A 24,052-nucleotide genomic window follows, 5' to 3' on the forward strand; every position below is an offset into this window, starting at 1 on the left:
TGTTCGGTAAAGCAGGCCCATACGTCCTGCACCGGCTGAGGGTGGGCGCCCGCGCTACCCGACGACGGCCCGCGACCAGAGAGTTCGAGCGGCGGTCTGTGACGACAGCGAAGCTCGGAGGCATCCCCGACACGGCGCGTAGGCGCCCACCATGGCGCAAGGTTGCCGCATGGGTGCGGGAATGCGCAACCCTTCATGGGTTGACTAGCCGGTAAGACAGCGGCTAGACTTGAGGTGTTCCGCAAGGCAGACACCCAGGAGGTGACGATGACAGAACTGCGCAAGGCGGTCGAGGTGTTCAAGGCGCTGGAGCGCCACCGCCAGTCCGGCTACTCGGGCTGGGTCTGGTACTCCCCCGGCGACTCCACCCGCTACCGCGCTCACCTGATCCAGGCCACACCGGTCCACGCCGACGGCCCGATGGAGCAGGTGCCGATGACGCGCATCCTGCTCGTGCAGGTGATCCACGACCCGGTCAACCCCAAGAGCGTGCTGGTGCACGAGCCCAGCGAGTGGTCCAAGTTCACCCCCGAGATGTGGGTGAACCTCGGGCACCCGATGGGTTGGTGGGCAGCCGTCCGGCCGCTGCTGGCCGCGCTGGGCTGGACCGACGAGGACTACTCGTCCGTCGAGTTCAACCGGTCCGACGCCGACGACATGGACTACCTGCTGCGGCGTCAGAACAGGCGCCAGCCTGCGAGGATCCGCTGATGAACGACGACATGTTCGGCCTTTTTCAGGTCGCCTCGCCCATGCGTAGCGACCCGCCCGGCACCTTCTGGACCGAGGACGGCAAGAAGGGTCGCGCGTCGTACCTGCCCAGTGACATTCGGATCGCGGTAGACCCGGCCGTTCCCGACGGCGCCATGATCGTGATCGACGAGGCGTCCGGGCTGTTCGCGGACGTCGCCCGCAGAAGCCGCAAGACCGGTGTGACCTACACCGACTGGGCCTACCGGCAGTTCCCCAGCCTGAAGAGGTTCATCGAGCAGTACAGCACGTTCGTTCCGCAGGACAACAACAACCCGAAGGAGAAGTACACGATGGACATGTCCGGTATCGCGCGGATGCGCGAGGACCTGGAGAACATGCTGAAGACGTTCGCCGGGATGGTGGCGGTCGTCGAGCGGTTCGGCGGCGAGCCGGGCGACGGCACGGTGATCAAGTTCGAGCACACCTTCGAGGCCGACTTGCTCCGCAACGAGGAGGCCAAGGTCTACGACTACGTGGCCGTGCGGAAGTTCGGCAAGTGGTACGTCTCGGGCCGCCCGTTCAGCGGCAAGGCGGTCAAGTGGGCCGAGCTGCTGGAGTTCATCGGCGAGGGCCGCGCGTGGGTCTGCTCGGAGTTCACCGAGGTTCCGGTGCCGGGCGCGTCCGCCTCGTCGGCCGACCAGGACAAGGCGGCGGCGGTCGCGGAGCTGCTCGCCAACGCGAGCGGCCGGGACACCGCCGAGGTGGCGGCCGAGGTCGTGGCGCTGCTGCGCGAGTCCAAGTAGGACTACCCACAGTAGACAGAGGAGGCCGGTATCCCCCGCGCGGGTGATACCGGTTTCTTCTTTGGACAAAACATTGACAAGCCGCTCTGAGCGCGGCTAGCTTCCATGGGAGAGAAGATGTCTGACCAGCTCAACGACACTTCGCGTCAGGAGGTAACGCGGTGAACCCCGCCCGCCCCGGATGGCGCGCACTCAAGACCAAGATGTGGTTCTCGGCCGATCTGCACTTCGGCCACGCCAGCATCATCGAACACTGCGACCGGCCATTCCGGACTCTCGACGAGATGCACGAGGCCATCATCGCCCGCTGGAACGAGCGCGTCTCCCCCGATGACACCGTGTGGCTGCTCGGTGACATCGCGCTCGGCGACCGGGACGTCACGCTGCCCCTGGTGCGCCGCCTGCACGGCCACAAGCGGCTCGTCGCGGGCAACCACGACCTGTGCTTCCACGGACGCAAGGTCCGCAACGCCGACGGCGAGGTCATCTCGCAGGGCATGAGCAAGGCCGAGCTGGCGCGCATGGTCCAGTGGTACCGCGACGCCGCCGGGTTCGACGCGGTGATCACCGGCGAGGCGATCCGCCGCAGCGGCTACGCCATCCACGTCCCACTGCTCGGCGGCCCGATGTTCGGCCACCCCACCGTGCTCGTCTCGCACTTCCCCTACACCGGCGAGTCCCGCAGCGACTACCCCGATCGGTACGTGGAGTACCGGCCCCAGCTGCCCAAGCGCGGGGTCGCGCCGTGGCTGATACACGGGCACGTCCACACGCAGTGGGCGATCGATCCGGCGATGCACCAGATCAACGTCGGGGTGGACGTCTGGGATTTCGCCCCGGTCGGCGCCGACGAGCTGGCCGCCCTGATCGAGGACTTCGACCCCGGCTTCGCCGACCGCCAGCTGACCGCCATGGAGGCGGCGGCCAAGGTCCGCGAGGCCAAGAGGTAGCAGCAACCAGTCCACAGGGTGCCTGTGGATATGTGGACAACCGGGAGATCAACCACTTTGGCCAGCAAGGGCAAGAACAAGAAGTGCGTGGCCACACGCGCACCGCGTTACGTCAGCCAGGCCGCAGCTGACGAAGCAATCCTCGACAGCAAGATCAAGTCCGCGATCAACGGATCACGCGCCGACGAGGGCCGCGAGGCCCAGATCTGCCTGACCTGCGGCGGCTGGCACATCGTGACCAGGTCCAGGCGCGAGCGGCGGGCCGAGACGTGAAGGTGTTCCTGCGCAACCCCGACGGCACACGCGGGGCGTTCCTGGTGGACCTCGACGACGAGGCCACGATCAAGCACTGGGAGCGCCAGGTGCCCCTGCGCAGGATCCGCGCGCTGGCCATGGACCGCGTCCGGGCGGTCCGGCTCCGGATCGCGTGCGGCACGTTCGGCCGAGGTGGCGGCGCTCACCGCGAGCGCCGTCACCGGCGGGACCGGACGAGATTGTTATACCGCCTGATCAGCGGTTAGGATTCCCCCATGACATTCCTCGCCGACCTGCGAAAGGATCGACCCATGACAGCCCTGAACAAGACCGACTCGCGCCTGGTGGCGCTGCGTGAGGTGAGCGAAGGCAAGATCAGCTACGACCCGCGCACCGGCACCTACAGCGACGAGAACGGCACCGTGTCCGGGGCTCGCCGCCGGACCTTCGCCGAGCTGCGGAGCAACGGCGCCATCGAGGTCGGCGGCACCTCCGTGCACCGCGTCACGCTGACCACCGCCGGGAGTGACCTGGTCAGCGCCTGGAGTTGACTAGCCCAAGTCTGACCGGCTAGTCTTTCCCTACGTTCCGCATGATCTTCCACTGGAGACACGCAACTGATGACCACACCTGACGAAGCCGCCGCCGCGCCCGAGTCGACAGCGCCCACCACGCCGCAGGCCGAGCAGCCCCCCACCATCGACGTCGCCAAGATCCGCGAGCTGGCCACGGTCACCGACCAGCTGAAGGCCCACGAGGGCGCGGTGGCCGACCTGAAGGCCCGCAAGAAGCAGCTGAGCGAGGAGATCCTGGAGGTCTTCGAGCTGCACGGCCTGGAAGACATGCGGGTCGACGGCCGCAAGGCGTACATCCACCGCCCCACCTTCCCCCTCTACAAGGAGAAGCCCGTGGAGGAGGGTGGCGGCCGGTACACCGCCGCCGACGCCGTGGAGGCGTTGCGCGCCATCGGACGCGGCGCCCAGGTGCAGCCCGAGACGGTTAACTACCAGACCATGGGCGCCATCCTGCGCGAGTACCGCGACGCCGAGCAGCCGGTGCCCGAGGCGCTGGCCAAGGTCGTCGAGCTGGGCGAGAACGCCGAGATCCGCGTGGGCGCGGCGCGCAAGTAGCTCCGGTCGGAATGGCCCGACACGCCCCGCGCGGTGGGCCTGAACCGTCCGGTTCCGGGGCTAGGCTCGGTTGGCCCCGGCTCCCCTCGGGCTGTGCCGACGAGCAGCCCCCGGGAAGATCAACAACCCGATTCTGGAGGTAGAGGCATCCCCATGACCAGCGAAAACACCACCGGCAGCGAGGTCGCCACGCGCGCCACCACAGCGCTCGCCATCCCGTCCGAGGTGATCGAGAGGTTCCCCGCCCTCGACCCCGAGGGGTTCGAGGAGTTGCAGGAGCTGCTCGCCGAGAACTTCGACGACGACGAGGCCATGTCGGTCAAGAACCTGACCATGGTCAAGATCCCGTCGGGCAACTCGGCCGCCGTGTTCGGCTGGACCGACAACGGCGAGGACGCCAGCGCCAAGGAGCTGACCGGCATCGTCTGCGCCTGGCAGAACCGGCGCAACTACTGGGAGTCCGACGAGGTCACCGGCGAGCGCCCGGACTGCACCAGCCGCGACGGCAAGATCGGCGAGGGCCTGTTCGGCGTGAACTCCCCGGACAACCCGACCGGCGCCTGCGAGACCTGCCCCATGGGGCAGTGGTCCGACGTCAACGGCAAGCGCGTGCCGCCGCCCTGCAAGCCCCAGCAGGCCCTGCTGTTCCTGGTGCCCGGTGAGACCTTCCCCTGGTACATCCAGGTCCCCCGCACCTCGATGAGCAACTTCAAGCGCTACCGCGCCGACCTGCTGAAGGCCCGCAAGGGTGTCGCCCAGGTCGAGACGAAGCTGACGCTGACGAAGATCGTCGGCAAGGACAAGGGCGTCCCGGACTACTACGAGATCAAGTTCACCAGGGGCGAGGACCTCGGCCGCGACGCCAAGAAGGCCGCGCTCGCGGTCGGCGAGGCCATGCTGCCGATCCTCAACCAGGCCCCGCCGGTCACCAGCCCGGCCGACACCGACAACGTGGTGCCCGGCGAGGGCGGCGTCTCCATCGGCGACGCGCCGGTGGCCGACTACTCCCAGGAGGGCGCGCCCGCATGAGCCGTGCCGAGCAGGCGTTCGCGTTCTGCTCGGCGCTGCTCGGCGGCCCCGAAGGTGACGACAGGCTGCACGGGCTCTACACGACCCTGTGGACCTCCGGGGACAAGACGACGCGGTGGCGCCCGGCAGACGAGCCGGGCGCCGTCGCTTCTCTGGTGGCTGAGCTAGACGAGCGGGACGGCAGCCAAGCCGTCTACCTGTGCACGACCCTGCACGACCAGCCGCCGACCGAGTGCGACTGCCCCAAGCTTGCGCGCGAGGAACGCGGGCAGCACTCCGGAGCGTGCGTCTACCAGCGCCCCAAGGCGCACCAGTCCGCCGGGCTGGTCGCGCTGTGGGCCGAGTTCGACATCGCCGGTGACGGCCACGAGTCCGAGCACCTGTTTCCCGACCTCGATGCGGTGCGCCGCGTCCTGGCCGAGATGCGTTTGCCGCCTACGTTGGTTATTCACTCAGGTGGCGGCGTCCACTGCTGGTGGGTGCTCAACGAGCCGTGGCTGGTCCGCGATGGCGGGGACAGTCCAGAAGACCAGGCAGCCGAGCGCCAGAAGATGGCCGAGCTGGAGCGGGACTGGGTGGGCGCGGCGCGGTACCAGGCCGAGCGCCTGGGCCGCTGGAAGGTCGACAGCGTGCACGACCTGGCGCGCCTGCTGCGTCCGGCGGGCACGACCAACCGCAAGATCGCGGGCCGCCCCCGGCCCGTGAAGATCATCGAGCACAATCCCGACGCCACCTACAACCCGTCCGAGTTCGAGGACGTGCTGCCCGACCCGTCGGTGCTCGCGGCCTACGTGAACCCCATCGCCCCCTCCGGCGGCAAGCTGACCGAGGAGCAGGAGCGCCTGCTGTCCTCGGTCAACCTGGCGGCCGTGTGGGCGCGGGTCAACTCGCCCGCCTACGTCCAGGCCAAATACACCCCCGAGTGGCTGGCCGAGATCCTGGAACTGGCCGCCGAGGGTGGCGACGAGTTCAAGCTGGTCAAGACCTGGGAAGGACGCCGCAACGAGTTCAAGGACGACCAGAACCGCTACGACGCGGCGCTGATGCGCCTGCTCGCCAACCTGGAGGTGGACACCGAGGGGCTGATCGAGGCCCTGATGTGTCGCCGCCTGCGGCAGGGCGAGAAGACGGAGAAGGTGAACCCACGGCGGCGGCTGGACTACATCATCCGGACCGTCGCCCGATTTCGCGCTGAGGCCGACCGAGTAGCCCAGGTCCGCGCTGAGCACGACGACCGCATTGCCCAGATGGCCGCGAGCAGGCTGGGCATGCGCGAGCCACGCCCCCGGCCCGAGCCGACGCCGCCCGCCGAGGACAAGGGCGACCCGGACGCCGACGAGCAGGCGTTCACCGCGTTCACTGAAGAGTTGATCGAGCACGAGCCCGCCACCGATGAGGAGTATGTGGCGGCGGCCGACCAGCAGGTCCGGGCCGACGCCAACGACAGGCAGCCCGTCGAGCACCCGCACGCCGAGGAGGCCCGCCGGGCGGCCGACCTGCCGGAGCGCGGCGACATCGAGGCCGCGCAGCTCGCGGTCCTGACCGACCTGCTGATCCCGGAGGTGTACCGCAGCCGGGGCGTCGAGGTGTGGGCGATCGAGTATCGCGACTACGGCGACGCCCAGCGCGGGCGCCTGATGATCCGTCTGCCGCTCGATTTCGACTGGCCGGTGGGCAGGCCCAGCCGCTACCGGCCCGGCCGCCTGCTGCCGACGGAGTGGTGGCGCCGGGACGTCTTCGACCGGCCCGCCGGGTTCATCATGGCGCTGGAACGGGACTGCCTGATCATCGCCCGCGACGACGGGCCGAAGGCCGACTGGTCCGCTTGCATTCGTGCGCTGGTTCCGTTGTGGCGCAAGGACTCCTCGGGCGCGGACCTGGCGAGCTACGCGCACGACTGGCTGTTCGACTACCTGATGTTGCACCACGGCACCGGCGAGCCGAACGAGGTGGGCGCGCAGGGGCGCCCGTGGGTGAAGGAGACGCGCGGCTGGACGTCGGCCAACCCGCCGGTGATCTACGTGGGCCGCAACGAGTTTCTCGACCACTGCCGCCGCCAGCCCGGCGCCGTGCTCGGGCGGGGCAACACCGGCGTGCTGGAGTACCTGAAGCTGGTCAAGCGCCGCCCTCGTGTCGGTGCCCCCGGCATGAGCGCTCGGCAGACCTGGTACGAGATCGAGCCGGGCGAGTTCTCCGCTGAGGAGTGGGAGGCGATCATCGCGGTGACGCGGCACTCCTACGAGGTGAGCGCGGGCAAGCGCGGCCTGCGGGCCGTCTCGGATGGTCACGACCCGGATGCCGGGGTCGGCATCGATGAGCAGCAGGGCCGGGCGGCGCGGTGACGCGCCCCCGGTCCGGGGGATTGACAAGCCACTCTGTGCGCGGCTAGCGTTTCGAGTGAGAACGTCCCGATCAACCCGAGGAGACCGACCCCCTTGTCCGAGACCACACCCCGAGACGTGTTCTTCTGGTTCGACTGCGAGACCGGCGGTCTGCGCCCGAACGTCGACACCGTGCTGGAGGTCGCCTGGTGCTTCACCGACGAGCACCTGCGCATGATCAGCCCGCTGCGCCAGCGCTTCACGAAGCTGGCGGCCAAGGCCACCGGCCGTGACGGCAGGCGTCCCGCCGACCAGTACAACCGGCTGCTGGACCCCACCGACGAGTCCAGCTGGCACGACAACAGCTTCATCTCGCCGGTGGCCCGCCAGATGCACGAGGAGTCCGGCCTGCGGTCGGCCTGGTTCGACGCCTACGCGACCAACCCGAACGGCATTCTCACCCACTCGCGCGACTTCTACCGGCTCGTCGTCGAGGACATGCACAAGGCGGGGATCACTTCCCAGGACCGCATCGCCCTCGCGGGCGCGGGTGTGAGCCACTTCGACGACAGCGTGCTGACCGAGGTGTTCGACGAGTTCTACCCCCGGCGCCCGATCATCGACGGCGGGGTCAGCCCGGTGGGCCGCTGGCACTACCGGTGCTTCGACACCAGCGTGGCCCTGTGGGTCGCCGGACCGGGCGCCCGCGCGGCGGTCGACGCGGTGGCCGCCAGGCTGGAGAAGACGCCGGACCCGGACCGTGACGAGGCCGCCCTGCCGTTCGACCTGATCGAGTGCGAGCAGCAGGTGGACAACGAGGTGATGCACCTCGTTAACATCAACTCGCTGCGGCAGGGCGTCCCGTTCAACTTCGAGCGCAGCGCCACCATCCAGCACCGCGCCGCCGACGATGTGGTGTGGTCGCTGCTGGACGCGCGGGCGCTGCGGTACTGGATTAGCCGGGGCTCGCTGTGAACGGCGCCGAGCTGATCGCGCGGGGCGGCCTGGTGGCGCCCGGTTCCCCCTCACCGCTGCTGGTGCTGGCTGTGCTCGTGGGCGGCTTCTGGGTCACGGTCGGCGCCATCTTCTTCGCCATCTGGTTCGCCCGGTACCGGACGGCGCGGCGGCGGGCCATCGAGGCACGGCACGCCGAGGAGGAGCGCGAGCATGTTGCCTACCTCCAGGACCTGAAGACCGGCGAGCAGTCCTCGCCGAGCCTGCGACTGCCGCCGGAACTGTCGGAGTCGGCGAAGTTGCTGCGCGGTGAACACCGGTTCGAAGGTTGACAAGCCGGAAGATCGGCGGCTAGTATTCTCCTTGTTCCGCTCGACGCCAGGAGGATCCCGATGTCCATCAGCACCCTTGCCAGCCCGCTCAGCCCGGTCCGGATCACCGCCCGGTGCCACTACTGCACCCACGCGTTCACCGTCGAGGTGGACCCGTTCGGTCAGCTCGGCGCCGAAGACCGCGACGGCAAGCTGTGCTGCGAGACCTGCTTCTGCTCCGACTGCGGCGGTGGCCACTACACCGACGCCGAGGCCAACCAGTGCGCCTACCTGCACGACTACGCCAACCCGGCCGACGACCCGGCCGACGGCGAGTTCACGGACTGGCTGGAGCAGGCAAGCTACGGTGACCCCGACGCCGCCTACGACATGCGGCGCGAGGCCATGATGGACATGGAGCTGTACTCCTGATGGACAAGCGGGCAGCGCGGCGGCTGGTCACCCAACGGGTGGCCGCCGCCGTTCGCGCGCTCGGCGACGACGAGTTCACCGGCTACGGCCCGGAGGACTGCCGCCGCCTGCGCTCGGCCCGCGACGAGCTGGCCCTGGAGTTGGAGGTACGGGCCGGGGTGACCCCACGGGCGCCCCGGTTCGACCCTCCCGACCCTGCCCAGTACGCCCTGATTCACCTGGAGGACAGCCATGCGCAAGATCACCCACGAACCCCGACGGGCTGACAAGGCCCTCACGCTCGGCGAGCTGCGGTCGTTCATCGCCGACGCGGAGCGCAACGAGATCCCCGACGACGCCTTAATCGAGGTCCGCACCAGCGGCTTCTCCACGCTGCGAATCCGCGAGATCTCGGCCGACGACCGGCACACCGCCGCCAGCGAGAAGAAGGCCACCAAGCGGTGACCGCGCCTGAAGTCTGGTCGCCCTCGCGCGTGCTCACCTACCGGTCCTGCCCGCGCCAGGAGTTCCTGCGCTACCGGCGTGGGGTGCACACGCCCACGGCGGTCGCCGAGACGCCTGGCGTGGTCGCCAGCACGCCGGAGACGGCGACCAAGCTGCGGCTGGGCACCATCAGCCACGCGGGCCTGGAGGCCGCCTACCGAGCCGCCGTCGAACGGGCACACCCGCAGCCGGACCCCGGCGGGCGCATGTCGGCGTTCGCGAGGGAAGCCATGGACGCCATCGATGCCGCCTGGGATCGCCTTGGCATGCCTGACGAGGGGGTCGACGGGTACGAGCTGAACCTGTCGATCCAGTCCGAGGTCTTCGACGTCCTGGCCCGGCTGCCGGTGCCGCGCCCGTCGGCGGTGCTCGGCGTCGAGCATGAGCTGGTCGTGCCGACCCCGTCCGGGCGGATGATGCGCGGCGTGCTCGACCTGGCGTTGCAGATCGGGCACGACGCGGTGCACATCCGGGACTGGAAGCGCAAGCGCCTGCGCAACCTGCCCCGCTCGACCGAGCTGCCCCGTGATGACGCCATGGCGTTTTACGCCTACGCCGTCCGGCTGTCCTGGCCCTGGGTGAAGCGCGTGTCGGTGGGGTTGTACTCGACGCTGGACAACCGCGAGGTGACTGCCGACGTCCCGTTTCCGGTGGCCCGCGAGGTCGTCATCGGGCATGACGTGCTTGCCGAGAAGGCCGAGGGCGACCGCGAGAACAGGCCGACTCCTGACGGCAGCAACTGCACCTACTGCTCGGTTCGCGTTGACTGTCCGCTGTGGACACGGCTAGAGATCGAGTCACCCGAACCGGCGTAGCTACGCAAGGTTGCGGGTCGATGACCCACCGAGGGTTACAAGGCAAGCGCGACACACCGACATGGCTGGCGAAGTCGTACATGATCGGGTTACGGTCGCGAAGACGACGGTTCCGCAAGATCAACCCAGGAGTTCGACATGGACAGTGACGCACCCGCCGGGGTCGTCCACCAGGTGTACGGCCCGCCCGGCACCGGGAAGACCAGCTACCTCTCACGCCGCGTGAAGGAGATCGTCAACGCCAACGGACCCGAGTCCGTCTCCATCGCCAGCTTCTCCGTCACCGCCGCCCAGGAAATCGCCTCACGCGGCGTGGGCCTGCCCAAGCGGCGCATCGGCACCCTGCACAGCTTCGCCTACCGGTCGCTGGGCTCGGGCCTCAACGTCGCCCTGGACCCGAAGGTCGTGGCCGACTGGAACAAGACGGTCGGCGCCGAGTGGCGCATCACTCCCGACTCGCGCCGCGCCGCGCCGCAGGCGGCCACCGAGGGTGGCGCCCAGAACACCGACATGCGTACCGCCGCCAACGGCGACGAGCTGCTGGCCGCGCTCGACCGCGCCCGCGCCACCTTCACCGACCCGGCCGACTACCCGCCGGACCTCGCCGCGTTCGCCGGGATGTGGTCCGAGTGGAAGCAGGCCAACGACGCGGTGGACTACACCGACATGATCGAGGGCGCCCTGGAACGCGCCCGCGAGGGCGAGCACGCGCCTGGCCGCCCGCAGGTGTTCATCGTGGACGAGGCCCAGGACAACACGCCCCTGGAGACCGAGCTGGTGCTGGCCTGGGGCAGGCAAGCCAGCTCGCTCGTGGTCGCCCTCGACGACGACCAGGCCATCATGGAGTGGCGCGGCGGCGACCCCCGGCGGCTGCTCACCCTCGGGCAGGGCGACGAGTACGCGGTGAACCGCTACGTGCTGGACAAGTCGTGGCGCGTCCCGCGCTCGGTGCACGCCGTGGCCGAGCGCTGGGTGCACCGCCTGTCGCTGCGACAGGAGAAGGTCTACCGGCCGCGCACCCGCTTCGAGGGCGACCACGACACCGGCGAGATCATCGAGGGCGCCGCCTACGGGGTGCCCGAGAACATCCAGGACCCGGTGCTGGCCGACCGGATCGAGGAGGAGATCGGCCGCGACCGCACGGTGATGGTGATCGCGAGCTGCGCCTACATGCTGGAGCCGTTGATCAAGTCGCTGCGCGAGCGCGGGATCCCGTTCCACAACCCGTTCCGGCCCACCGAGCCGCGTTGGAACCCCTTCGGCACCGGCAACGGCACCTCGACCGCCGAGCGCGTCTTCCGCTACCTCGTGCTGGACCCCGACCTGCCGCAACGCGAGCTGGTCGACGAGGCCGGGCACATCCTGACCGTGGACCGGTCGCGGCCGTGGACCGGCGATGACGTGCGGGCCTGGCTGCCCCTGGTGTCCGCCGAGGCGGCCGGGCTGCGGCGCGGCGTGAAAGCGCACGCTGACCGCCTGCCGGACGGCGAGGTGCCGTGGGAGGACATCGCCGCGCTGTTCGCCGACGAGGACGCGCTGAACCGGGCGGTCTCCCCGGACCTGGAGTGGCTGGCCGGTGCCATCCTGCCGAGCAAGGCCAAGCAGGCGGCCTATCCGTTGCAGGTGGCGCGCCGCCGGGGCGCGGTCGCCCTCGACGAGAAGCCCAAGGTCGTGCTGGGCACCATCCACTCGGTGAAGGGCGCCGCCGCCGACGTCGTCTACGTCGCCCCCGACATGTCGGCCGCCGGGATTGGCCAGATGACCAACTCGATCAACGGCCGCGACCAGACGATCAGGCTGTTCTACGTCGCCATGACCCGCGCCTTCGAGGAGCTGCGCCTGCTGGCCCCGTTCGGGCCGCGCAACTACCTCAAGCGCCGCGAGTTGCTGCCCGCCGACCTGGAGGTGCCCGCGTGAACGCTGACGTGCTCGACGAGCGGTTCGACCCCGGCAGGCCACCGCGACGACATCCCCAGGTTCGTTCGGAGAAGGAGATCACCGACGAGGCCCTGTCGTGGCTCAAGGCGCAACCAGGCTGCTACGCCTGGAAGCTGCACACCGGCCCGATGGGCGAGGGCGGCCACCCCGACATCGACGGATGCGTGAACGGCCGCAGCATCAAGATCGAGATGAAGCGGCCGGGCGAGACGCCCACGCGGCGCCAGATGGCCCGGCTGCTCCAGTGGCGGGCGTCGGGGGCGCTCGTCGGCTGGGCGACTTCAGTAGAGGAGGTGCGTGCCATCTTCGCGAACGCGGCCAACCCCGAGTACGTCAACCCGCTGACCGGACCTGGTGCGCCTGCGGTGCCAGAGGTATGACTGCGGCGGGCCGCCCGGCGTTAAGCCTCATCCCCGGCGGTCTGTCCCTGGTCCCGAACGCACCCGCATCACCCACCCAGAACGCCGCCCGCAGCGCCACACGCATCGTGGCCGCTGCACAGCAGTGGGCGGCCCTGATGATCCAGACCGGCCACGCCGACCAGCTCGTCGCAACGGAGCTGGGGCAGGCCACTCTCGCGCTGCTCGACTCGGTAGACGAGTACGAGGCGCACTCAGCGGGAATATTCCCCGGCGAACACCAGCAAGGCCCGGCCGCCACATTGTGGTGACCGGGCCTTGCCCGTCGGGTTCACTTCGAGCTGGACGTCTTGCGGCTCGCCGTGCCGGTCTTCGTGCTCGACGAGTCGCTGCCGCTGGAGTCGGCGCCCGAGGCGCTCTCCGGCTGGTCGGCGGTGAACTTGCCCGCAGCGGCGTCCGACGTCGGCCACTCCGAGCCGCCGTCGTCGCCTTCCGGGCCGGGGGAGTTGCTGTAGCCGGGGTCGATGGTCTGCTGGTGGAACTCCGGCGTGGGCGCCGGGCTGTAGGTGCCCGGCAACTGCTTGGTCTCGAACGCCTGGGGCTTGGCCAGGTTCGCGTCGGCGCGGGAATCGCTCATGGCCGCACCGTACCTTCACCAGCCACAACGGTCCGGGAGGCCGCGCCGTTGGGCACCATCAGCACGACTACGGCCGTGATGCCCGCGATGGCGATCTGCCCCCACTCCTGGGAGCTGATGCCGTCGGGCAGCGCAGTCATGAACACGACCGAGGCGGCCGACCAGAACGCCGACATGCCCTTCGCGTAGGGGGCTCTGCCGGTGTTGTCGACGTACCAGACCAGCACGATCGCGACGCCCTGGGTGAGCAGCACGGCCCACTCCACGCCGATGATCCCGCCGTCGGTGATCAGGCTGTAGACCAGCGTCGCGAGCGCGCCGCCGACCTGAGCCCACATCTTGCGCAAATACGCAAACACGGGTGACTCCTTCTCAGGTGATCGGGGCGGTCCAGGCCGCCGCCCAGGTCTGCGGGCCGATCAGCCCATCCACCGCCAGGCCCTTCTCGCGCTGGAAGGCGAGGGCACACTGGCCCGCCTCGGAGCTGGCCACGGTCTCGCCGTACATGCCGTCAGCGCCGTACCGGCGGAAGTAGGAGCCCCAGCCCCTATCGATCATGCGCTGCTGCCAGCGCCGCAGGTCCGGGCGCCACCGGCGGTCCGAGCCGTTGCGGGCCATGCACGAGATCGACTGGTTCGGACCGGAGCGCGGGCCGAAGTAGTACCCGCTCGGCAGCGGGAACGGTGGCGCCGCAGGCGGGGGCGGCGGCGGGGCCGGGGTTCCGCGCAGGCGCGCCGCGACCGCCGCGACCGTGGCCGCGCTCGCGTTGATCTCGAAGTGCATCTCGTCCTTGCGGCCCGAGTAGTCCCCGCCCCAGCGCACCGCCGGGGCGACCTCGGCGACGATGCGCCGGATCTCGGCCGCCTGCGCGCCGGTGAACGTGCCGACCTTGCCCAGCGGGTGGCTCGGCGCGTTGATGTCGATCGCGGTGCCCGAGGCGTGGTTGCTGTAGCCGGTGGTCTGGCCCGCGATCGGCCGGAAGGCGTACCCCCAGCAGCCCGGCGTGTAGAGGTGCTCGACGCGGTTGTGGAACTGCTGGGCCACGTAGCCGAGCACCGTGGCGACGTCCCCGCCGCGCACGCCCGGCGGGAACGCGATGCCCGCGACCACCAGGGAAGTGATGCCGATCTGCGCGGCCGTGCCGACCGGCCAGCCGTTCTGGCTATTCGCCATCGTCGGCCACCTCGCTCGGGGCGGGGTTGGTCTCCGTGTCCGCGACCGGCTCGGGGTTCTCCTCGATCACCTGCTCGACCGTCTGCGGGTTCGCGTCGTCGGGTCCGTCGGCGTAGCTCATGCGTCCTCCCGGTGGGATGTCCTTGGTCATCCTCACCCTTGGTTCCCCCGATCAGGGGGAGGACACGCGGGTCAGCCGCCACCCAACGTAGGCAGCAGGCCACCGCCCTGCGTGGTGGTGGTCTGCGGCTGCTCGGGCTGGTTGCTCGCCGGTGGCTGCTGCTGGGTCGGCTCGGGACTCGTCGGCCCGCTGATGATCTCGCAGCGGTAGTTGGGGGCGCTGTCCTCGCCGCCGTCGCGGGTGCACCGCTCCACCGAGCCGTCGGGACGGGTGACGGTCCAGGAGCCGAACGGCGAGCAGAACGGCCCGACGGTGCGCGTGGTGCCGTCGGTGAGAAGCACGTCCACGTTGCACCCGTTGGCCCGCACGTCCGCGATCCCCACGCCCTGCTCGCCAGTGTCGCCCTTCTCGCCACGATCCCCGGTCGGCCCGGCCGCGCCGCTCTCGCCGGTCGGTCCCGTGGGGCCGGTCGGACCGCTCGGTCCGGTGGGGCCGGGGTCGCCGCAGAACGGCCCGTACCGGTTGCTGACGCCGGAGGTCAGGCCCACCTCGATGTAGCAGCGGTCCACCTGACGGGTGTAGGCCACCCCGATTCCCGGCTGGCCTTCGCGAGTGGCGACGTCGGCGGGCAGCGGCACGGCGGGCTCGCCGCGTTGCACTCGCGCGCACCAGGTCTTGGCCGCCGGGTCGGTGTTCACCTGGCCGCCCGCCACCTCGCACATCTGGCCCACCACGATGTCGTAGTTGGCCAGCGCCTGCCCCTGGGCGTCGATCTTGTTCTCGTTGGTCTTGATCATGGAGTAGAGCAGCGAGCCGCCGATCAGGAGCGCGGCCAGACAGGCGGCCAGGAGCGCCGCCCAGAAGTGCGTTCGGCGGCGGGTGTCGGCCGGGGGCTCGTCGTCCTTGCCGTCGGGCTCGATCCCGGTGGTGTCGATGTCGGTCATGGCGGTCCCCCGCTGGCGTTTCCAGGGCTCGGGGTGATGTTCCAGTCCACCGCAGTCTGCTCCGTTGCGTTCGGCGAAACCAGGGCCTGCAACTCGGCCGACAGCGGCGGGACGGTAATCCCCTCGCGCCTCATCAAATACTCAAGATCGGCGCAGCGAGCCTGCCACAGTCCGGCCTCGTGTTGCGCGCTGCGTTCGTTGCGAGCCGCCTGCTGAATGCGCTGGCGCGCCAGGCCGCGCTCCGTGGTGCGGAAGTTGACGTAGAACCGGTAGGCCGAGATCAACGCGCCGATCAGGCCGCCGCCCAACAGGAACAGCAGCAGCCCGGACGAACCGGCTAAGGCGTCCGCCTGTGCCACCACCAACGCGCCCGCCCCTTTCGCTCCGCCACGGTCCCGCTACAGCATCGGTGCGCGAACATCGCGGCGAGCGAGGCAGTCATGCACGCGGCAGTCAGTGGGACCGCGTTCTGTGTGGACACAGCTTGCAACACCAGCGAGGCGCACCAGGTGAGGCTCGCCGTGACCCCGAGAGCGGCCCCGAGGACCTCGATCGGGCGTCGTTTGAAGATCAGCCCTACGGCGCCGCCGGTGCCGCCTACGAGGCAGAACGTGCCCCAGATGTAGACGATGATCCAGCCGCCTTGATCAACCAGTGAGCTGGACGGAGTGGACACGAACACGAGCAGGCCCGCGCTACCCAGCAGCGCGTAGCTCAGCAGGAGAATCGCCCTGCGCAGGCTCCCCGGCGGGCTTTCCATCCGACTCCCCCTCTGGCTCGGCGTCCGGCAGCCCCAGGCTCGCACGGTGCACGGCCAGCCGCGCCACGAGATCATCGTGCTGCTGCCCCAGAGAGGGGTCGCCCGGCCCCTCCTCCATCTGCAAGAGCACCCGCACCAGCGAGACCTCCAGCGCGTGCAGGCGCTCATGCCGCAGCACGCTGATGTCGCCGGGCTCGATCGTCACGAACGGGTAGCTACTCATGATCAGCTTCCTTCCCACGCGAAGGTGACATAGCCGCCCTCGCGGTCGGTCACCAGCGCGAGCGTCTGCCCGACGTCCTGGAAGGTCAGCACGCGGATGGTCTGGCCCGCCGGGAACCGCCGAGTCACGCTGGCGTTGAGCTGAGCAGCGTGCCCGGCCGCTGGCCATGCCGAGTTGCCCGCAAGGAACTTGGCCGTGGGACCGTCGTTGGTGTCGGAGATCATCAGCACGCGGCGGGTGCCGCTGACGCCGTTACTGCTGCCGGAGTACCCGCCTGCGGCGCTGATGGTCCAGCGACCGCCCCGATTCAGGGTGAACAGGTCGTACTGGCCGCTGCCGCTGCCGGGGCCGGAGGGGCTGACGTCGGAGCATTCGACGTCGGCGGCGTAGGCGATGGTCGTGAAGGCGTTCGCCGTGCTCGGGACATTCAGGGCCACCGTCTGGGCGTAGCGTGCCTCGTGCCGAGTGGCGTTGGTGGTGCCGCCGTTCATCGGCATCATGGCCGCCCACACCGCGCCGGTGTACCGGTACCACACCAGGTCCGTCGTCAGCAGCGCGTACATGTTGGTGACCGGGCTGGTGATCGAGGCCAGCGACGAGGTCACCACGGCGGGCGCGTTGCCGAAGGTGGTCAGCGGCCCGGAGGCCAGCGAGGTCGCCACGGCCGCACCGGTGAGGTTGATCGTGGGCGCCTTCAGGTCGATCACCGCGCCGGTCCAGCCGGTGCGACCGAGCACCAGGCTGTTCTTGGCGGCCACCAGCAGGTCGTTCCCGGAGGCGATCTCCCGGACCCGCAGGACCGGCTTGTTCGCGATGGCCGGGGTCACGCTGTCCCCCCAGCCGTGCACCAGCAGGCCGTTCACGCTGTCGTCGGCGTTGGTGGGGGCGACCGCGACGGTCTGCGTGGTCGGGATGGTGGCGCCGCCGAACGCGGAGAAGGACCGCTGCTGAAGACGGCCGACCGAATCGAGGGTGGTCACGATCGAGCCGCCGGTGTCCTCGGCGGCCAGCATGTAGCCCGCACCCGCGCCGTGCGGGCGCAGCACCACGCCCCGCTCCCCGTCGGCCTTGGTGCGCACGTACAGCCGTCCGCGTACGGCCGCGTCCACTGCCTCGCCGTCGGCCGCGATCATGCCGTAGGCGCCCGCGTAGGCGCCCGTCGTGGTCACGTCCCCGGCGCCGGTGACGGTGAGCTTGGTGGACGCGTCGGCGCCCTGGTCGACGGACAGCACGGTGTCGCCGGGCGCGGCGGCCCGGTACCGCACGCGCACCGGGGCGATGGTGCCGCCGATCCACTCCCAGGCGCTGGCGCTGCGGCGGTGGATGGCGTAGCCGTCGGTGAGGTCCTGGCGGGTGTAGCGGCCCGGCTTGAGCAGGGTGGCGGGCAGGGCGGCGTTGCTGGTGCCGTCGTCGTAGGCGGCCCGCTCCTCGATCCGGGTGGCCGCTTCCTCCCAGTCGGCACGGGTCATGACCTCGTCGGAATCGGCGCTGTAGCGGGGCAACGCGAAGTAGTTGCTGCGTGTCTCGGTCACAAGCCCGTCTCCTCGATTTCCAGCCAGGTCTTGCCGACGCGGCTGGCCCAGGTGTTGTAGGCGGTGGTGACCGCCGACCAGCTCGCCGTCGCCGGGTAGTGGTAGAGCACGGCACCGGCGGGCTTGACGCCCTTGCGCAAAACCGCACCCAGCACCGCGTTCACGTCCGGCGTCTCGGACAGCCGGGTCACGACGGTGATCTCCCAGGCGGTCCCGGCCACCAGCGAGCCGCCGCTGTTCTTGGTGTGCGCGAGCACCCGCACGTACTGGGTGCCGTTCAGGGCCGACTTGGCGGCGTCGGCGATGGCCTGCCGGGTGCCGCCGCGCCAGCCCGAGGTGGCGTAGCGGATGGTGTCGCGCTTCTCCTGCTCGCTGGCCGCCGGATCGAGCACGGCGCCGACCAGCTGCGCGAGCCACGGCAGCCAGGCGGCCTCGGCCTGCGTGGGGTCGGCGAGCGCGGACGCCCTGCTCAAGCGGGCGTCGCGCCAGTTGGCGAGCTGGTCGGCGGGCAACGCCCAGGGTTCGGGCTGCGCCGGGCCGATCGGGCGGTCGCCGCCGATGCCGTCCACGGTGTCATCGATCTGGCCCGCGACCGCGAGCAGGCCCGCCAGATAGCGCTTGAACGGCCAGGTCGAATCCGCCGCGTCCATGGTGCGGTAGACCTCGGGCAGGCGCTGATAGAGCCGGTCGGCCAGCGTGCTCATCTCGGGCACCTGGCCGTCGCCCGGCATCGGCTCGCTGGCCAGAGGGGTCGTCATGGCTTATCCGGACGGTGATCTTGGCTTGGCTGAGCCAAGTTGCGTTCTAGTGTGGACACTCGAATCACCCCGTGGTCACCGTGAGCACACCGGCGTCGGGCAGGCTCGCCGCCCCGGAGATCACGTAGTCGGAGGCCACGCCGTTGATCGTCACCGTCATCACGTAGTCCACCCCGTCCACGCGGTCCACCAGGGAGACGATCTCGAAGCGCCGGATGGTCCCGCCCCACTGCCAGGTCAGCGGGTCCACGTAGGCGTTGATCGCGTCCTTCACCGCCTGGATCAGGGTGGCGCTGTCATAACCGGGCAGCGGGTGGAACTGCACCGCGAACGGCACGGTCACGATCGTCACGTCGATCACGTGCACGTCCAGGATGGCGACCGCCCGCGCCTCCAGGTCGTCCTCGATGGCGGTCTTGGCCGCGCCCGACAGGGCGGCCCCGCCGTCGCCGAGCACCGCCACGGTGATGTGTCCGGGGTCGTCGCCGGGCGCGCCGCCGGAGCCGTCCCACAGGTCCAGCGCGACCGCGCGGGCCACCTCGGAGCGTTCCAGCGCGGCGGCCTCGAAGTGCCGGGGCAGCACGAGCGCGTCGGACAGCCGCGACAGCCGGGCCACGCCTCGGTCGCGCCACTCGTTGTCCGTCTCGGCCGACCGGCCGTCGGCGACGTCGGTGGCCAGCTCGACGTGCTCGATGAACGGCACCGGGTCAACCATGACCAGCCGGGTGCCCGCGACGATGCCGTTGGCCTGGTCGGTGAAGATGTCGCCGATGATCGAGACGGTGCCGGTGTCGCTACCGGGGGCGACAGTCAGGCCGGGCGGTTCGACCAGGAAGGTGACGGTGGTCCCGTCGTCGAGCACCAGGTACAGCCGGGTTCCGCCGGGGATGGTGTGCCCGAGCGTGTCGCCGAGGGTGAAGGTGGCGGTGGCGACCGGCGCGGCGCCGTAGTCCTTGTCGACACCGGCCAGCAGCAGCAGCGCGGCGACCACGGCGCCGGGGACGCGGTTGATGGCCACGACCGCCTCGCTGATCTCCAGCGCGAGCGACTCCATCAGCACGACCTCGGTGTTGCCCTCGCGGGGCACCCAACCGGGCAGGTTGAGCTGCGCGGCGGCCAGGCCGGTGTTGACGATGTCCTGGTCGGAGACGTCGAAGATCCGCAGGTCGACGTAGGCGGTGATGTCCGGCGAGGGCTGCACGTTGGGGCTGGTCACTGGGCCGGAACCTCCCGTGTCTCGTCGCGGCGGCTCCAGTTGATCACGACTTCCTCGCGTCCCTCCGCTGGCCTGGTCGTGTTCACCGTGATGATGTCCACCTCGGGGCCGAAGTCGTTGCAGTGGCGTTGCAGCGCACCGACCGCGAAGCGGGCGAACGCGGGGTCGGCGACGCCGAAGGTGGGCACCTGAACGCGCTCGCCTGGCCGGGTGAGCATGGCCAGCGCGATCTGCTCGTCGATCTCGCCGTCGCTGTCCTGCTCGACCGTGGCAATCGAGCCAGTCGGGTCGAGCCGGAACGGGAACGAGATCAGCCGGGGCATGCGGGCATCGTCTCATCGGGCCAGGCTGACCAGGGGTAGACGCGCCGCCGAGGCCGCTGCCAGGCTATGGATCATGAGTGCACCCATTGAGCCGCCCGAGGGCTACGCGTTCATCAACAGCGCGGTCGGCCCATTCAGCTGGGACGACCCGAACCAGTCGAGCCAGATCTACTGGCCGGACGAGTCCGACCGGAACCGCGTGGTCGTCGTGCACCAGGCGTGCGGCTGCTTCGTCTCGATGGCGAACGTCGAGACACACGACGCGTGGCATGCCAGCCTGAGTGCCTAGTTCGCGGCGGCGATCCACCACGGGTTGGGCTCGGCCGTCCACGTGCCGTCCGTGATCGTGACCGAGGTCGGCGCCGACGCCTGGCCGGTCTTGGTGCCGAAGACGATCGTCGGGTTGAGCCCGCCGGTGACCTGGACGTTGCTCTGCATGGTGACGATCTTGGGCGTCGTGGTGTAGGAGTTGTTGACCCACAGCAGCAAGATCACGTAAGTGCCAGCGCTGACGCTGGCGGTGGTGAAAGTGAAGTCCTGGACGCCGGTCGCGGTGAGGGTGTTGGTCCCGCTCCCGGCCACCGTGTACGGACCGGCCGCAGTGCTGGACGTGAGCAGCGACGCGGTGCAACTGCCCGCACCGGTCCCGGCCGTCTGCACGATCACCCGGATGCGGCCGAACCCGACGCCCAGGCGCATGCGGGTGCGCCAGATGTAGGCCACCTGCGCACCCAGCGTTCGGGTGTTGGTGGTGAGAGTGCGGGGGAACGGGCTGATGATGTCGCCGTAGATGTCGAACTCGTGCGCGTCCCGGAAGACCTGCGTGTACTGCTGGATTGTCGAGATCTGGCTGGTGTGCGTGGCCAGGGTCGAGGTGTGCGAACTGATCGTCGTGGTGTTGCTGGAGATGTTGCCCTCGGCTGTGGTCAGCCTGGTGTCCTGCGTGGTGTTGACGCCCTCGACGGCGGTCAACCGCGTGTTCTGCGTGGTGTTGAGGGTGTCGATGCCGTCCAGCCGGGTGTTCTGGGTGACGTTGGTGTTGTGCTCGGTGGTGATGTTGGCTACGGCCGCGTCCAGCGCGGTCTGGTCGGCCTTGGCCGCCAGCGCGGCCGTGAGGCCGGGGATGTCGCTGATGTCCGGATACCGGGGGTCCAGCGCCCCCAGGATGACCAGGTTGTCCCGGCTGGTCCCGGTCGCTGCCAGCACCACCCGGTCACCGGCCAGGAGGCCGGGCACACACGAGGGGCACGGTCCGAACTTCCGGTCGCGGGCGAGCGCGACCGATTCGAGGTAGTAGCCGCCGGAGGTCGGATCCTGGTTGATCACCCGACCGATGTGCAGGTAGCCGTAGTCGCCCATCAGTACCCCTGTGCTCCTGGGATGCGACCGGCCGCCGTCCAGCCCCGGTTGTTCGCGTTGCCCTGCCGCACACCCTGGCTGGGGTTCATCGCCTCGATGGTCTTGCCGTTGCCCAGCGAGATCGCGACGTGGCCCGGCATGAACAGCAGCGCGCCCTTGGTGTTGATGCCCTGCTGGACGCTGATCAGGGTTCCCTTGGACTTGCAGTGCGCGAGCTGCGCGGCCGACCCGTCCGGCACCCTCGGGTTGATCCCGGCTCGCGCGGCGGCCCATTCGACCAGCTCAGAGCAGTCGAAGGCGCGCGGGTTGGGATCCGAGACCGACGCCTCGGCGCCGAAGACGTAGCGCTTCCCGGCCTGCTGGAGGGCCAGCGCCACGAACTGGCCCACCTGCCCGTCGGCGCCGCCGCCGGAGGCCGAGCTGCCCGAGGAGGTCGAGCCGCCGTTGGCGCCCGCGCTGGTCGTCTGGGTGGGTGGCTGCGGCGGGGGATCCACCGGCAGGGTCAGGGTGATCTCGGCGCCGTCGGTGTCGGTCCCCAGGTTGTGCGAGATCGACGTGCACATGAACGTGATCCAGTCGTTGGCCGCGACACTCGGGGTGTTGCGGATCATCACCGGCACGCCGGGGCGGAAGTACTGGGCACGGTTGAGTGGGATGCGCGCCGTCACCTGGACGACGTCCGACCGGCTGCCGATCGAGACGTACCGGGCGCTGGGCATGGTCAGGAAACGCTCGCCCTCGGTCGGCGGCGCGTGCCAGGACAGCCGCAGCGGGCCGGGCGCGGTCCACTGCATGGCGAACGCGGATGAGCCGAACACGAGGCGGCGCCCCGAGATGAACACCCGCTTGCCGAGTTCCTTGGCCAGGCGCACGATCGTGGTCCAGGCGCTGGGGATCTCGCCACTGCCGCCGGTGCCCGACTGGTCCTCGGCGTCGCGAGCGATCACCGACTGGGTCGGCACCGCCTCGCCCAGGAAGTACAGGCTTGGCCGGAGCCCAGCCTGGAACATCTCCGTCCAGATCCAGCTGGTGGCGCTCTGCCCCTCGGCGGTGCGGGGGCCGCGCAGCTTCATCAGGGCATAGACCATGTCGTCGATGCACGTGACGGTCAGCTGGCCGGTGCCGTGGCTGCCGGGCTCGAACTTCATCTCGTCGATGCGCAGGTCGAGGTCCCGGTACTGGACGCGGGTGCCCTGCACCCACAGGTTGCGGGCCTGCCAGAGCAGCTCACCCTCGGGGTCGGCGATGGTGAAGGTCACGTGCGGCACGGTGTCGACGGCGGCCTGGTAGGTGGGGCTACCGATGATCACCGAGGAGAAGTCGCCCGCGATCTCCGAACCGAGGATGCGCAGCCCCGCCAGCTCGGTCGCGGTCTCCTCGGCCGCCGCCAGCGGCGTACCCACGCCCGCCTTGGTCGCCTCCGGGCCGAGCGGCCCGTACGTGACCGCCGGAGTGGTTCCGCTGTCGCCGTTGGCCGTGCCGCTGCTGCCGGGCAGGGAGGGGTTCCCGGTCACGTTGGCGGCCTGCGCCACGCCTTGGCGGGCCTCGTTCATGTACTTCTGGTAGGCGCCGGAGGTGTAGGCGACCCACGCCCGCTTGCCCTGCGACTTGTAGATGTCGTAGGCCGCCTTGGTGTTGTAGGCCGCGTCCGAGAGCAGTTTGCGCTGGTCGTACTGCTTGTGCACCGACCAGAGGATCTGGAACAGGCCCGAGGCCGAGCTGCTGGGGTTCTTCGCCTCGACGCGGAAGCCGGACTCGGCCTTGCACACCGCGACCATCGTCACCCAGTCGGACTCGGGAAAGCCCGCCTGCTTGACCAGGACCGCGACCTGCGCGGCGGTGAGCGTGGTCATGGGATCACGAACACCTGACCGGGGTAGATCCAGTGTGGATCTTTGATCTGGTTGCGGTTGGCATCGAAGATCCGGGGCCACAGCGTGCCCTTGCCGTAGTACCGCTGCGCGATGCCCCACAGCGTGTCCCCTCGGACCACGGTGTGCCGCCGCTGCGGCGCGGGCGCGGGCGGCGCCGGGGCGGGCTGGGTTCCGCCGGTGATCGGCCCGACGGCCGGAGCGGCGTCGCTGGCGCGCTTGAGGGTCACCGAGATGGTCGCTCGCGTGATCTCGTTGGTGACCGGATGGCGCAGCTCGGAGGTGTAGCCCATGTCGTCGACTCGCCACAGCCCGGCCTCCTGGGGGCCGTAGCGCACGATCACCCGCTCGCGGGTGTAGGCCAGCGCGCGGATGGCGTTCACGGCGGGCGCCTGCGGGGCGAACATGTTGGCGGTGTCGATCGCGAGGAACGAGAACGCCATGGTCTCCAGCCGCAGCCCCTTGCGCAGCAGCAGCGGCTCGCGGCCGGAGCGCTCGGTTTCGACCCACACCTGGCCGATGTTGTCGTAGGTGATCGCGCGGGGGGCGACCGCCACGGAGAAGGTGATCTTCCCGCTTTCGCCGTACAGGTACATCCGTTCGTTCTCGATGCCGGGGAAGGACTTCCCGGTGAGCGGGTCGCGGATCAGGACGACAGCCAC

At 69.9% G+C, this 24,052-nt stretch carries 33 protein-coding genes; 19 read left to right on the plus strand and 14 right to left on the minus strand.

Annotated features, from left to right (window positions below):
- Nucleotides 1-267: 267 nt before the first annotated feature.
- From VFO68_RS32475 to VFO68_RS32560, 18 genes are all read left to right on the plus strand, one after another.
- On the plus strand, nucleotides 268-711 hold the full coding sequence (locus VFO68_RS32475; RefSeq protein ID WP_325162252.1) for a hypothetical protein: 444 nt from the start codon (nucleotides 268-270) through the stop codon (nucleotides 709-711).
- Nucleotides 711-1,496, plus strand: a complete 786-nt coding sequence (locus VFO68_RS32480) for a hypothetical protein (protein WP_325162253.1) — start codon at nucleotides 711-713, stop codon at nucleotides 1,494-1,496. The genes VFO68_RS32475 and VFO68_RS32480 overlap by 1 nt, the downstream gene beginning before the upstream one ends.
- Before the next feature lie 161 nt (nucleotides 1,497-1,657).
- Nucleotides 1,658-2,446 (plus strand): metallophosphoesterase, encoded by a 789-nt coding sequence (locus tag VFO68_RS32485; protein ID WP_325162254.1) that lies wholly within the window; start codon nucleotides 1,658-1,660, stop codon nucleotides 2,444-2,446.
- A gap of 57 nt (nucleotides 2,447-2,503) precedes the next feature.
- Nucleotides 2,504-2,719 carry a hypothetical protein gene (locus VFO68_RS32490; RefSeq protein ID WP_325162255.1) on the plus strand — a complete coding sequence of 72 codons (216 nt, stop codon included), beginning with the start codon at nucleotides 2,504-2,506 and terminating at the stop codon, nucleotides 2,717-2,719.
- A complete protein-coding gene (locus VFO68_RS32495) occupies nucleotides 2,716-2,967 on the plus strand; it encodes a hypothetical protein (RefSeq protein ID WP_325162256.1) in 252 nt (83 codons plus the stop codon). The genes VFO68_RS32490 and VFO68_RS32495 overlap by 4 nt, the downstream gene beginning before the upstream one ends.
- Nucleotides 2,968-3,012: 45 nt before the next feature.
- Nucleotides 3,013-3,252: a hypothetical protein gene (locus VFO68_RS32500; protein ID WP_325162257.1), complete on the plus strand. Its 240-nt coding sequence runs from the start codon at nucleotides 3,013-3,015 to the stop codon at nucleotides 3,250-3,252.
- A gap of 69 nt (nucleotides 3,253-3,321) precedes the next feature.
- Nucleotides 3,322-3,831 (plus strand): hypothetical protein, encoded by a 510-nt coding sequence (locus VFO68_RS32505; protein WP_325162258.1) that lies wholly within the window; start codon nucleotides 3,322-3,324, stop codon nucleotides 3,829-3,831.
- A gap of 153 nt (nucleotides 3,832-3,984) precedes the next feature.
- Nucleotides 3,985-4,860 carry a hypothetical protein gene (locus tag VFO68_RS32510; RefSeq protein ID WP_325162259.1) on the plus strand — a complete coding sequence of 292 codons (876 nt, stop codon included), beginning with the start codon at nucleotides 3,985-3,987 and terminating at the stop codon, nucleotides 4,858-4,860.
- A complete protein-coding gene (locus VFO68_RS32515) occupies nucleotides 4,857-7,202 on the plus strand; it encodes a hypothetical protein (protein WP_325162260.1) in 2,346 nt (781 codons plus the stop codon). Before VFO68_RS32510 ends, VFO68_RS32515 begins: the two co-directional genes overlap by 4 nt.
- Nucleotides 7,203-7,295: 93 nt before the next feature.
- Nucleotides 7,296-8,156: a hypothetical protein gene (locus tag VFO68_RS32520; protein WP_325162261.1), complete on the plus strand. Its 861-nt coding sequence runs from the start codon at nucleotides 7,296-7,298 to the stop codon at nucleotides 8,154-8,156.
- On the plus strand, nucleotides 8,153-8,467 hold the full coding sequence (locus VFO68_RS32525) for a hypothetical protein (protein WP_325162262.1): 315 nt from the start codon (nucleotides 8,153-8,155) through the stop codon (nucleotides 8,465-8,467). The genes VFO68_RS32520 and VFO68_RS32525 overlap by 4 nt, the downstream gene beginning before the upstream one ends.
- 60 nt (nucleotides 8,468-8,527) lie before the next feature.
- A complete protein-coding gene (locus VFO68_RS32530) occupies nucleotides 8,528-8,878 on the plus strand; it encodes a hypothetical protein (protein ID WP_325162263.1) in 351 nt (116 codons plus the stop codon).
- The gene (locus VFO68_RS32535; RefSeq protein WP_325162264.1) at nucleotides 8,878-9,144 is read left to right on the plus strand and encodes a hypothetical protein; all 267 of its coding nucleotides are present in this window, start codon (nucleotides 8,878-8,880) and stop codon (nucleotides 9,142-9,144) included. The genes VFO68_RS32530 and VFO68_RS32535 overlap by 1 nt, the downstream gene beginning before the upstream one ends.
- Nucleotides 9,110-9,322, plus strand: a complete 213-nt coding sequence (locus VFO68_RS32540) for a hypothetical protein (protein ID WP_325162265.1) — start codon at nucleotides 9,110-9,112, stop codon at nucleotides 9,320-9,322. Before VFO68_RS32535 ends, VFO68_RS32540 begins: the two co-directional genes overlap by 35 nt.
- On the plus strand, nucleotides 9,319-10,176 hold the full coding sequence (locus VFO68_RS32545; RefSeq protein ID WP_325162266.1) for a PD-(D/E)XK nuclease family protein: 858 nt from the start codon (nucleotides 9,319-9,321) through the stop codon (nucleotides 10,174-10,176). Before VFO68_RS32540 ends, VFO68_RS32545 begins: the two co-directional genes overlap by 4 nt.
- Nucleotides 10,177-10,314: 138 nt before the next feature.
- Complete coding sequence (locus VFO68_RS32550) at nucleotides 10,315-12,093, plus strand: ATP-dependent helicase (protein ID WP_325162267.1); 1,779 nt, start codon at nucleotides 10,315-10,317, stop codon at nucleotides 12,091-12,093.
- On the plus strand, nucleotides 12,090-12,494 hold the full coding sequence (locus VFO68_RS32555) for a hypothetical protein (protein WP_325162268.1): 405 nt from the start codon (nucleotides 12,090-12,092) through the stop codon (nucleotides 12,492-12,494). The genes VFO68_RS32550 and VFO68_RS32555 overlap by 4 nt, the downstream gene beginning before the upstream one ends.
- Before the next feature lie 107 nt (nucleotides 12,495-12,601).
- Nucleotides 12,602-12,784, plus strand: a complete 183-nt coding sequence (locus VFO68_RS32560; protein WP_325162269.1) for a hypothetical protein — start codon at nucleotides 12,602-12,604, stop codon at nucleotides 12,782-12,784.
- Nucleotides 12,785-12,804: 20 nt separating this feature from the next.
- On the opposite strand, the gene VFO68_RS32565 is transcribed toward VFO68_RS32560, so the two are convergent.
- The 11 genes from VFO68_RS32565 to VFO68_RS32615 form a co-directional block, all read right to left on the minus strand.
- Nucleotides 12,805-13,110 carry a hypothetical protein gene (locus VFO68_RS32565; RefSeq protein ID WP_325162270.1) on the minus strand — a complete coding sequence of 102 codons (306 nt, stop codon included), beginning with the start codon at nucleotides 13,108-13,110 and terminating at the stop codon, nucleotides 12,805-12,807.
- Nucleotides 13,107-13,469 (minus strand): hypothetical protein, encoded by a 363-nt coding sequence (locus tag VFO68_RS32570; RefSeq protein ID WP_325162271.1) that lies wholly within the window; start codon nucleotides 13,467-13,469, stop codon nucleotides 13,107-13,109. The genes VFO68_RS32565 and VFO68_RS32570 overlap by 4 nt, the downstream gene beginning before the upstream one ends.
- A 13-nt stretch (nucleotides 13,470-13,482) precedes the next feature.
- Nucleotides 13,483-14,283, minus strand: coding sequence for a M15 family metallopeptidase (locus VFO68_RS32575; protein WP_325162272.1), 801 nt, complete (start codon nucleotides 14,281-14,283; stop codon nucleotides 13,483-13,485).
- Nucleotides 14,273-14,404, minus strand: a complete 132-nt coding sequence (locus VFO68_RS32580) for a hypothetical protein (protein WP_325162273.1) — start codon at nucleotides 14,402-14,404, stop codon at nucleotides 14,273-14,275. The genes VFO68_RS32575 and VFO68_RS32580 overlap by 11 nt, the downstream gene beginning before the upstream one ends.
- A gap of 71 nt (nucleotides 14,405-14,475) precedes the next feature.
- The gene (locus VFO68_RS32585) at nucleotides 14,476-15,348 is read right to left on the minus strand and encodes a hypothetical protein (protein ID WP_325162274.1); all 873 of its coding nucleotides are present in this window, start codon (nucleotides 15,346-15,348) and stop codon (nucleotides 14,476-14,478) included.
- Entirely contained in the window at nucleotides 15,345-15,713 is a 369-nt protein-coding gene (locus tag VFO68_RS32590; protein WP_325162275.1) for a hypothetical protein, read from the minus strand. The genes VFO68_RS32585 and VFO68_RS32590 overlap by 4 nt, the downstream gene beginning before the upstream one ends.
- A gap of 330 nt (nucleotides 15,714-16,043) precedes the next feature.
- Nucleotides 16,044-16,331: a hypothetical protein gene (locus tag VFO68_RS32595; protein WP_325162276.1), complete on the minus strand. Its 288-nt coding sequence runs from the start codon at nucleotides 16,329-16,331 to the stop codon at nucleotides 16,044-16,046.
- Nucleotides 16,332-16,333: 2 nt separating this feature from the next.
- Nucleotides 16,334-17,863 carry a hypothetical protein gene (locus tag VFO68_RS32600; protein ID WP_325162277.1) on the minus strand — a complete coding sequence of 510 codons (1,530 nt, stop codon included), beginning with the start codon at nucleotides 17,861-17,863 and terminating at the stop codon, nucleotides 16,334-16,336.
- Entirely contained in the window at nucleotides 17,860-18,621 is a 762-nt protein-coding gene (locus tag VFO68_RS32605) for a phage tail protein (protein WP_325162278.1), read from the minus strand. Before VFO68_RS32605 ends, VFO68_RS32600 begins: the two co-directional genes overlap by 4 nt.
- A 64-nt stretch (nucleotides 18,622-18,685) precedes the next feature.
- A complete protein-coding gene (locus VFO68_RS32610) occupies nucleotides 18,686-19,837 on the minus strand; it encodes a baseplate J/gp47 family protein (protein WP_325162279.1) in 1,152 nt (383 codons plus the stop codon).
- Nucleotides 19,834-20,160 carry a hypothetical protein gene (locus VFO68_RS32615; RefSeq protein ID WP_325162280.1) on the minus strand — a complete coding sequence of 109 codons (327 nt, stop codon included), beginning with the start codon at nucleotides 20,158-20,160 and terminating at the stop codon, nucleotides 19,834-19,836. Before VFO68_RS32615 ends, VFO68_RS32610 begins: the two co-directional genes overlap by 4 nt.
- Before the next feature lie 73 nt (nucleotides 20,161-20,233).
- Here VFO68_RS32615 and VFO68_RS32620 point away from each other — a divergent pair, with 73 nt between their 5' ends.
- Nucleotides 20,234-20,449, plus strand: a complete 216-nt coding sequence (locus VFO68_RS32620; protein ID WP_325162281.1) for a hypothetical protein — start codon at nucleotides 20,234-20,236, stop codon at nucleotides 20,447-20,449.
- Here the strand turns inward: VFO68_RS32620 and VFO68_RS32625 are convergent.
- From VFO68_RS32625 to VFO68_RS32635, 3 genes are read right to left on the minus strand one after another with little or no spacing between them, the layout of a single operon-like run.
- On the minus strand, nucleotides 20,446-21,519 hold the full coding sequence (locus VFO68_RS32625; RefSeq protein WP_325162282.1) for a hypothetical protein: 1,074 nt from the start codon (nucleotides 21,517-21,519) through the stop codon (nucleotides 20,446-20,448). The genes VFO68_RS32620 and VFO68_RS32625 overlap by 4 nt on opposite strands.
- A complete protein-coding gene (locus VFO68_RS32630) occupies nucleotides 21,519-23,372 on the minus strand; it encodes an NlpC/P60 family protein (RefSeq protein ID WP_325162283.1) in 1,854 nt (617 codons plus the stop codon). The genes VFO68_RS32625 and VFO68_RS32630 overlap by 1 nt, the downstream gene beginning before the upstream one ends.
- Entirely contained in the window at nucleotides 23,369-24,052 is a 684-nt protein-coding gene (locus VFO68_RS32635; protein WP_325162284.1) for a LysM peptidoglycan-binding domain-containing protein, read from the minus strand. The genes VFO68_RS32630 and VFO68_RS32635 overlap by 4 nt, the downstream gene beginning before the upstream one ends.

The sequence above is a fragment of the Actinophytocola sp. genome (assembly GCF_035712165.1).
Lineage (GTDB): Bacteria > Actinomycetota > Actinomycetes > Mycobacteriales > Pseudonocardiaceae > DASYTH01.